Raw genomic sequence first — 9582 nt, forward strand, 5'->3', positions numbered from 1 at the left:
CCCCACTGCGGCCGAGTGCGAAAGGCCCTGATGAGCACCCAGACCCGGCTATCCCTGCTGGCCTGCCACACCGACGAGAACCTCCTCGGCACCGCCTTCCTCTACCCCCTGCCCGACAAGATCGGCCGAGCATGGCCGGCCCTGCGGCAGGAGTACCGTGGCGTCACCGGCTCGAACGCCAACCTGCCCTACTCGGGCCTGCTCACGGTGCTGCGCGCCACCGGCTACACGTGCGCAGCCCTTCACCCCACAAGCAAGACCGACCCGCCGAAGTTCCTGGCCACCAGCCGCCCCCTGGACCGCGACGACCTCCACGACGCGATCGTCCTGTGGGAGCAGGCCCTGCTGCAGACCGACAGCGACCAGGTCTCCTTCGCCTACCAGAGCGAGATCGCCGACCTCATCGCCGGCACCAGCCCCGAGGAGACCTCGCTGTGGGACCACTTCACCCGCACCGGCGCCTGCATCGACGCCCCCGGCTGGGCCTGGAGGGCCGCCAGCTGGGCCGTCGCGAATCAGCTGGCCGCCCACCCCTGGGAGATCGAGGGTAAGACCGTCCGCTTCCGCTCCGACCTGGCTGGTTGCCTGCAGGTTTGGGACACCGACCTGCTGTGGAGGAACACCTGGGGTGCCGCCTACGGCGATGACGACGCCACCGAGGCCGTCGGCGAAGAGGACCCCGGGTGGAAGACCCGGATCCACTACGCCACCCTGCGCCTGGAGGTGGCCGTGAAGTCCCACCCTGGCCTGAACGCCCCCGTCGCGACCGTCCAGCCTCGCGTCTCCCGCCTGAGCAACACCCTCAAGAGCGCCCGCACCGCCTGGTTCGCCCCTCGCACGGCCGACGGCCCCCTGCTCAAACTGGCCCTGGGCGGCAGAGGCGAGCACACCCACGTGGACCACACCACCCGTCTGGCTCTGGATGCCTGGACTCGCCTCCACGGCGAGAGCGTCTTCCCCCGCACCGAGGACGAGACCGAGTTCCTTGCCCCCAGCGCCTGCGACCTCACCGGAAAGCCGGGCGCCCTGCGCGCCCTCATCCCCTTCTCCGGCACCTTCTCCCTGGGCAAGGGCGTGGGCATGTACACCCGCCGCGAACTCGCCCGCTACACCAGCGCTGCCCTGAAGCAGCCTTTGCTGCGCGCACACCAGGTCGCCGGGCGGCCGTTCGGCAGCCGCCGCACCACCACCGAGGGCCGCGACAGCGTCCTGCTCGACGACCCCCGTCTGGGTGAGATCGTCGCTGCTGCCGGCCGCGAACGCCTGCGATTCCTCGCCCTGTACCGCCACCAGAACGAGCGCACCCGCATGCAGCGCCTGCTCGCCTACCACTTCAACCGCCCCGACCTGGCCACCACCGGCATGCCGGAGAACAAGGTCGTCCCGCTGACCGACCACGTCGAGGTCTTCCTACAGCCCGCCGCCGACTTGCTGGCCCACGGTGACCACCACCGGCAGCGTCCTGCCCTGGCCCGCCGGCTCAACGGATTGGATGCCCCCGAAGGCACCCGCCTGCTGGCCCTGTGCGAGACCGAGTACGACGCCAAGGCATGGGCCCGCCAGCGCCGTGCCTCCCGCATGCCCAATGCCACGGTCACCGACCCCTACGAGCTCGACGCCAAACCTCACGCCATCCGCGAACTCGCACGCCTCGGCGTCCTCACCCAGTTCCTCACCCCCCACAAGCCCAAGCGCCGCAACCCGCGCAAGAAGGACCGCGAAATCACCACCGCTCTCGACCAGCTGGGACGCGAACTCGAAGGCGACCACCGCGGCCACATGGCCGTCGCCGACCTCCACCGCACCGCTGGCCTGGTCCACCCCCGCTTGACCGACGCCCTGGCATACGGCCCCCACGGCCTCAAGGAACCCCTCGTCCACGTCGGCCTGCACCTGCGCGAGCAGCGCGGCAAACGCCGTGGCCCCGCCACCGAACAGCCCCGCCTCATCTGGACCCTCGTCGCACTCGTGCCCCAGGCTGGAGGGCTGTGGCGGACCCTGGCCTACCTGCCCGACGACCAGTCCCCCAGCGGTTCCTGGCTCGACTACGCCACCGCCAACACCCTCCACCGCAGCCGCCGCCTGCCCGACGGTCGCCGCCGCGACGCGCAATTGCCCCGCTCGATCGACCGCGCCCTGTGGAACCTCGGCGCATACGCCGACACGGCCACCGGCTACAACCTCTACGTCTCCGGCGACGAGGCCCGCAGCATCTGGCCGCTGCTGGCCAACCGCCACCTGGGCCGCACCCCCGAACCCGACGGCACCCTGGACGGCCGCCCCGCACTACCAGGCTTCACCCTCCCCGCTGACCAGCGCCCCCGCGCTGTCCTGCGCGTCACCGCCGGCAGCGACCACATGGCCACGCCCGCGCTCGTCGAACGACTCGACTACACCGACGAGGACTCCATCGAGGCCCACGAGCGCAAGCTCGCCACCGGCCTGTTCCTGATGGAAGGCACCACCAACACCTTCGTCCTGTGCAACCTGCCCCAGCAGTACACCGGCGGCTCCCGCTACGCACGCGCCGGCGAGAGCTACACGCGATGGAGCAGCACTTCCGCTGCGGAACAGGCAGAGACCTGGTACAGCCACACCGCGACGGAAATCAGTGTGCTCCACCTCCCCGACGGCCACGCCCCGCTCACCTACGGCCTGGCAGCGGCCCGCCTGTGCGACCACGCCCTGCACTGGAACTACCGCACCCGATACCCGGCCCCCATCCACCTCGGCATCCAGATGGACAAGGACCACTGGGAATACCGGCGTACCGTCGACGCGGACTCCGAAGCAGAAAACTGAGCCGAAGCTGAACGCGAGAGCACGGGTCCTCCCTCGGAAAAGCCTCCCGGCACGGGCTCGACCTGATGCCGCGGCAAGTGGCCTGCGGCGGCAGGGGCGCAGGGAACGTCACGCAAACCTCTCGCTGCACCAACTTCCCCACCCTCCCGCTCGCTGGGTGCCACACGGGTGGCCGCGATGTCATTTAGCGGGTCCTGAGCGCAGGACCCCTCACTCACGGTCCGCGAGGTATACGCCCGCCACATGGGCCGACTGGTGTCCCGTGGGGTGCTCCGCGACGCCGACGCCGTCCCGCTCGGGGCGCTCAGTTTGCCGGACTCCGACGCGATGCGCACGCCGGTCGGGCGGATGTCGCAGGGGCAGCGACGGCGCCTCGCCCTGGCGCTGGCCGGGCGGCCCGGGCTGATCCTGCTCGACGAGCCGACCAACCACCTGTCGTCGGCACTGGTCGACGAGCTGACCGACGCGACACGAGCGCCGTAGTCGTCATCGCCACGCACGACCGGCAGCTGCTGCGGGATTGCGCGCACTGGCCGCGTCTGGAGGTGGGCGGATCCCGGCACCGGCCGTCCGGTCCGGCGCGACCCGTTCGTCAGGCGGGTGAAAGCACGACCGATACCAGAAGGACCGCCGTGCCTCCGCAGGCTGGATGGGCGGTCAACGCGGCTGCCCAGGAAAGCCAACTGCCCGAGCGAGGCTGAGGCCACCGCACATCCGCGCAGTCTCAACGCTGATATTGAGCCGCACAGTCGACCGTTAACACGAGCAACGGACATGCCACTGAGGGCGTTGGAGCACCTTTTGCTGCGTGCCGCCCGAGAGCCGCATGGGGCAAATGGCGATCTTACGTCTATGACTCAGTGGGTGCGCATGGTGGGCTTGCGTCGAACATACGTGCCCTCAAGGGGAGGATCATTGAGACGCATACGCACTTTGCCGACGCTGCGGCACCTCGTCGTCGGCGCTGTCCTGGCTGTTCTCGTGGGTGCGGGAACAGCATCGGCCACCGGGTTACCACCGGCCCCCAGTCCCTCGGCAGCTCCGGCGTCGCGGCCGGCAGCCGGGCCGGAGAACGCGGCTGCGGCCGGGGCGCGGCCCGTGTCCGGCAAGAACCCGTCGGCCGGCCCGCAGTACACCAAGTCCGGTAGCACGTGGCGCGTCATCACCCCAGAGACTGTTTTGCGGAACACGGTCACCGACGCCGATGGCGACACGGCCAACCTCACGTTCGAGGTGTGGACGACAGACGCTGACGGCAAGCCGAAGACCCAGGTCAAACTCACCGACGCCAACCCGTACGGCGTCCTGATATCACCCTTCGTCGCGTCGGGGAAGACCGCGCAGGTCACCGTCGCGTACGGCAGGTTGAAGCCGGGCGTGACCTACACCTTCCACACCTCCGCCTACGACGGCAGCCTGTACGAGACGGACTGGTCGCCGTGGGCGAACTTCCGCATCGAGCCCTATGCGACGTTCCCCGCGCCGCAGGCGTCGTCGTCGATCGACCCGGTCGCGCAGAAGATCATCGAGTTCACGCGCTCCGACCCGGGCCCGGCGCTGCCGACCCTGCGCAAGGACGGCACGACCCTCAAAGCCCCCACGAAGAAGCGCACGTGCAGCAGGCCCGACGCCGAAGGTCACGAGCTGTGCTTCGAGCTGAACCCGCCGGCCAAGAAGACTCTTCGGTCGGCGGCGCCTGTGGGACCGGCCGTCGATCTGGTCGACTGGTGCTTCGACAAGCCGTCCGGCGTGGACTACATGAACCGGACCGAAGCCTGCCTGAAGAGCATCGGCACCGGCACGCTGATCTTCACCAGCACCGACCCGAAGAAGCCAGCGCTGGGGACGGCCACGTTCAAGATCGAGCAGCGCATCAAGACGTACCCGAAGAAGGGCGATAGCGGGTCCGACTTCGCTGAGTTCGACCAGCAGATCATGCTGGTGCCCCAGCACATCGACCCCGAGCTCAAGGGCGTCCGCATGAAGTGGAACGTCGGGTCGACGTGCAAGTCCTGCGTGACATCGAACATCCGCTGGGCGGACAACCAGAACAACACCGCGGGCGACGCGTACTGGGACGCCGCGACGGCCGACCAGTACAGCGGGCGCTGGGGAACCATCCAGACCACCTGGTCCGGAACAGGCAAGGAGACCATCGACCTCGGATGGTCGATCACCGCCACCGTGGACGCCGGCGGGAACCCCGCCACGGCCAACTTCGGCACCAGCGGCGTGGACCCGGTGCGGGAGCTGGCCCCACGCTGCGACGACATCCTCAAGGGCCCCTCGCCCGGCTGCGTCCTGCCGTTCTTCAAGCCCACCTACACCGTCGACACCAACCTGTACCCGGCCGCCGGCGCGTACTACTGGCTGATGCAGGAGAAGATGCCCGACCACGCCGGCTCGGTGAAGTGGGACTCCCTTCTGCACTACCTCGGCCTGGACACCACGGTGAAGAACAGCAGCGGCCAGCCGTGGTCGGCGAACGACAGCCGCGGACTGGTGTGCCCGAGCGGCTGGTCCAAGCACCCGGCCGACGCATCGCTGGGAACCCTGTCCTGCGACGAGTACGCCATGGCCACCACCCACGAGAGCGGCGGTTTCCCCGGCGGCGTCAACAAGGTGTCCTCCGGCGATCAGTGCGCTCAGCTCTTCACCGACAAGATGGGCGACAGCAGCAACTTCGGTCTGCTCGCCGACACGAGGAAGGCCGAGAACGGCCCCAGCGGCAAGGAACGCTGTGGGAGGGCGTCGATCCCCGACGTCCAGAACTCCGGAGCGTTCCACGAGTTCCCGGCACCGTCGTGGCGGATGCTCGACAATGACGGGTTCTTCGTCAGAAACCCGGGCTTCGAGCACTGCGCGAACACCAGCACCACCTGCGTCTGGCGCAAGGCGTAACAGCGCCGCCTGAACATGCCGGTGGGGGCCGACCCCGAGTCGGTCCCCACCACCGCGTCTGCGACTGGACCGTTCAGCCGGTGTACTCCACCCACGGATGGTCCGGATTCGGATAGTTCGGCGGCCCCCACACCAGGGCGCCGCCCGTAAGACCCGGCCTGGCACCCGTGACAAGACCCGGTGCCTCCAAGGCGTCGGCGAACTCTTCCAGGTAGACGGTCAGTGACGCGTATTCCGTCCAGCGCTCCGCGTACCGGCTGAAATAGCCCAACTCGCCGGTAGCGCTGTCCAGATAGAGACCGGAGCTGCGGTCGTCGACCCCGTACGAGCAGAACGGGATCCACGACGGCCTCCACGTCGGGTCCTCATCACTACGGCTGCGCTGCTGGAACATCATCTGCATCCGGTGGAAGGCGGCCACCGCTTCCAGGTCCATCAACGCGCGGTTGTCCGGCAGGAACCCCGCGCCGCGCACGTCGCGGACACCGGCGTGCAGGGACCACAGCGCCTTCAGATCCGCCGGGACTCGCAGGCCGAGCGTCCCCTCCAGCGCGCTGATCTCCTCCACGGACGCGCCGGCTTTGAGGGACGCGTACGACGCCGGGGCATGCTCGCGCAGCCATGCCTCGATCCGCCGCCACGCCGCGGTGACCTGCCGCACCGCCGCCTCTTCCAGACCGCGATCCGGCACTTGGTCTTGGTCGTCGTTGCCGGTGGCGGGCGCCTGTGTCGCGGTGATGCCCCGGATCTCCACCCGGCCCTCTTCCAGCAGCGGGGGACCGTAGGCGTAGTGCACCAGCAGCGCCGGGCAGTCCTCGAAGGTGTCGCCGTCGATGTCCACGGTGTACAGGGACGGATCGCCCTGCGGAGTTCCCATGAGGGGATCGTCTCCGAGCTGCGCACGCAGAACCTTCAGTGCATAGCTGACGCCGCCGCCCAGCTCGTTGCAGCGCTCCTGTATGTACGGGGGTATGTCAACGGTCGTGGCCATGGCGCGATGTCTCCCTGCGGTCGTCGCGTGGTCGCTGACGTGGAACTCGGATCGTAATCGAGACCATGGCGCTGCTCCACGCAGGAAAGTGGTGGTGCAGCACCCGCAGGGAGGTGATGGAGCACCGGCGGAAGCCTGGGTTCTGTACCGACGAAACTCGCGGATGAGAGAGGATTACCCGCATCGCACCCAGTCGCCGGAGAGGTACCGCAGCATGCCGAACAGCGCCTCCCAACCCATGTCCCTCTTGGCTGCCGAGGACGACCTCTTTGACCTCATCCGTAAGCATGTGGCTCTCCACAACCGTGGCTACGCCGCCCGCCCGGAGTGGGCCTATCAGAGTTCGGCTCACCTGCTACTCGCTCTTGGGCGCAGATTCGCCCCTGTGCCACGCCCGGACGATCTGACTGGTATGCCTGACCGGCTCTGCTATGGCAATTCCGCCCGCTATGCCACAGTTCATCAGGCAGAAGGCGTGGTGTACGCCGAGGGCTTCGCGCTGATCAACGTGGGCGAGGCAGTCTTCCACCTCCCACACGCGTGGGTCGTCCGCCCCGATGGGACCGTCCTGGACCCGACCTGGGACGACGGTCCCGGTCGGGCCTACATAGGCGTTCCCGTCGCTGACCCAGCACTCTGGCCCGTTGACGGCGGCGGGCTGTTCTCGGACTTCGAGAAGACCTTGCCACTGCTGCGCGACGGGTTCCCGGCGAATGCGATCGCCGATGTCGGCCGCCCGCTGATCACGGAAGGGGCCTCGTAGGCCACATCCGCTGGAAAGACCTCGGCGGAGTGGCAAGTACCGATGTCAGAATGGCGGACCGACCTCAGGTCCATGGGTTTCGTCGGTGCCCCGGAGATGCAGGTTGGGGACGTCCTGCTGCACGCGGCCAGGACGGCGCCATCGAGGGCCGCAGAGGGAAGGCGCCTCGGGCGCGAGTCAGGGACAGGCCGAGCAGACTCACTGTCTTCCGTAGCTGTGTCAGCGGCGGGTGCGGTTCAGCGAGAGAAGTGGATCGCGAGGTGGCCGCCAGGGTCCTGTGGGAGGACAGAGCGGAGCACGGGGGCGGGGTCGGCGAGGGCCGTGGTGAACGCGGCGACGAGCTCTTGGGGGGTGGAGGGGCTGAAGGCTGCGCACCACTGGTGAGGGAGGTGGTCGTCGGTTTGGGCCCAGGCGAGGTATCCGGGTAGGTCGGGGATGGGGTTGCCGTCCTCGATGGCCTCGGAGACGGCTCCGTAGGTCACCCATGCCTGGAGTTTCGGGGCGTAGTAGGTGTTTCCGGCGTCGGTCGGGTCGGTGGACCAGTGTGCGTCGGCGAGAGGCTCGAGCGGGGTCCGGCCGGGTTCGATGCCGTTGGTAACGTCCCGGGCGGTGGCCAGAGCGGTGGCGAAGGCGGTGACGAGCTCGTGGGGGACGCGGGCCGTGAAGTAGGCGTTCCACAGGGGTGGCGCGGCGACTTCGGTGCGGGCGAAGAACTCCCACACCACGGGATCGCCGTCGATGAGGACGTTCGGGTGGCCGGGGAGCCATTCGGCGCCGCGGAGTTGGTTGGCGTCCAGGAGGTGGCAGGTCTGGGTGCGGGTGGTCCAGCAGCTCCATCCGATGTCGACGAGGGCGTTGGTGACGTGTTCACCGAGGAGGTCGTCGTTGCCGGCGAGGTAGCGCGGGGAGACGAGGAACGGGTCGGCGTCGGCGGTGGGGGTGCCGGTGCGCTGGTTGCCGTGGACCTGTTCGGGGTTGGGCGAGGACAGGAAGAACTCCGGTTGCCGAAGGGGTGGCTGGTGGTCGTCCGGGTTAGCGTGCCGTGGCGCGTACCGTGCGGCGTCGCGTTTGCGGCGCGGTGGTGTCGGTGGTCCATCGCAGGGCTACGGCGACGGGGCGGGGCAGGTAGCTCTGCTGTCCGCCGTCGCCGATGAACACGGCGCGATTGCCGTCGTCGTCGAGCCCCTCGGTCAGCGTGCCGGGGTAGTGCGCGAAGGGGAAGTCCGGGTTGATGGCGAGGCGGACGACGGCGTCATCGTCGTAGGTCTGCAGGCGCTGGACGAGCTCTCGCACGGTGATGTTTTGGGGCAAGATCGTTCTCCTTGGTAGGCGTGCCGGTGCTGGATGGAATGGGTCAGAGGGTCATCGTCGCTGTGGTCGTTGTGTATGGGGCGACGGGTCGGGATGTGGAGATCACCGCTGCGACGAAGGCGGCGATGAGTTCGGCTGGGGTCGCCGGCTCAAAGCTCGCTGCCCAGCCGGGCACGTCCGCAGTGCCGGTGACGGCGATCTTCCAGCCCTCGCCGTCTGTCCCGGGCCGGCCTTCGGGGAAGTAGCCGAGGTAGAGGCGGCCGTCCTTCGAGGAGACGTGGACGTCGGCTCTGTCGTCGACCACAAAGTGGTAGTCCTCGGCGTCGAATTGGTTCAGGACACGGGTGGCCTGTCCGGGGCCGATCTGCCACTCGCGCAGGCGCAGGGCGGCGAGGGTGGTGCGGAATCCCGGTGTCGTCGTCTCGATGGTCATGAGGGCATCCCTTCTCTGACCTGCGGTTTTTCGGACTGAGTGACTTTGACATGGGTCCGCGACGTCTCTCCAGTCCGATACGGCTGTTTCGCGTCTGCCCTGGGCGAATCGACTACCTGTATGGCCATCTCGCCTGCCGACGCACGACGTTCGTCGCCCGGCGACTGGTTCCGGGATGTTCGCGGGGTCGACATGACGAAGGCCCTCACCGGGGGGGGTGAGGGCCTCGTGCGGGATGGCCTGCGGTCAGCGGACTCGGCGTCCGGCCGCTGGTGTCGCTGACAGCGGTGCGGGTCTGGGTGCGGCGGTTCCGCGGGGTTGCGTGGTCGCGGTGCGGGCGCGGGCGGCCTGTGCGCGGCGTACGTCCAGGGGTGTGGGGAT

At 68.7% G+C, this 9582-nt stretch carries 8 protein-coding genes; 4 read left to right on the top strand and 4 right to left on the bottom strand.

Annotated elements, in window-relative coordinates; translation table 11 throughout:
- The first annotated feature begins 30 nt into the window (after positions 1-30).
- The 3 genes from K6I34_RS23860 (at position 31) to K6I34_RS23870 (ending at position 5703) form a co-directional block, all read left to right on the top strand.
- Entirely contained in the window at positions 31-2802 is a 2772-nt protein-coding gene (locus K6I34_RS23860; RefSeq protein WP_229328392.1) for an RNaseH domain-containing protein, read from the top strand.
- Positions 2803-3045: 243 nt separating this feature from the next.
- On the top strand, positions 3046-3285 hold the full coding sequence (locus K6I34_RS23865; RefSeq protein WP_229328393.1) for an ATP-binding cassette domain-containing protein: 240 nt from the start codon (positions 3046-3048) through the stop codon (positions 3283-3285).
- 615 nt (positions 3286-3900) lie between these two features.
- Positions 3901-5703, top strand: a complete 1803-nt coding sequence (locus K6I34_RS23870) for a hypothetical protein (RefSeq protein WP_229328394.1) — start codon at positions 3901-3903, stop codon at positions 5701-5703.
- Between the two features lie 73 nt (positions 5704-5776).
- Here the strand turns inward: K6I34_RS23870 and K6I34_RS23875 are convergent, their stop codons facing one another.
- Positions 5777-6694, bottom strand: a complete 918-nt coding sequence (locus K6I34_RS23875) for an SMI1/KNR4 family protein (RefSeq protein ID WP_229328395.1) — start codon at positions 6692-6694, stop codon at positions 5777-5779.
- 214 nt (positions 6695-6908) lie between these two features.
- Here K6I34_RS23875 and K6I34_RS23880 point away from each other — a divergent pair, with 214 nt between their 5' ends.
- Entirely contained in the window at positions 6909-7457 is a 549-nt protein-coding gene (locus K6I34_RS23880; protein WP_229328396.1) for a hypothetical protein, read from the top strand.
- Positions 7458-7693: 236 nt separating this feature from the next.
- Here the strand turns inward: K6I34_RS23880 and K6I34_RS23885 are convergent, their stop codons facing one another.
- Genes K6I34_RS23885 through K6I34_RS23895 form a run of 3 tightly spaced genes read right to left on the bottom strand, consistent with a single transcriptional unit; the run spans position 7694 to position 9201 of the window.
- On the bottom strand, positions 7694-8446 hold the full coding sequence (locus tag K6I34_RS23885) for a DUF317 domain-containing protein (protein ID WP_308294045.1): 753 nt from the start codon (positions 8444-8446) through the stop codon (positions 7694-7696).
- Between the two features lie 43 nt (positions 8447-8489).
- A complete protein-coding gene (locus K6I34_RS23890; protein WP_229328398.1) occupies positions 8490-8768 on the bottom strand; it encodes a hypothetical protein in 279 nt (92 codons plus the stop codon).
- Between the two features lie 43 nt (positions 8769-8811).
- Positions 8812-9201, bottom strand: a complete 390-nt coding sequence (locus K6I34_RS23895; protein WP_229328399.1) for a DUF317 domain-containing protein — start codon at positions 9199-9201, stop codon at positions 8812-8814.
- Positions 9202-9582: the final 381 nt, after the last annotated feature.

Origin of the sequence: Streptomyces sp. UNOC14_S4, assembly GCF_020740835.1 — a bacterium.
Lineage (GTDB): Bacteria > Actinomycetota > Actinomycetes > Streptomycetales > Streptomycetaceae > Streptomyces.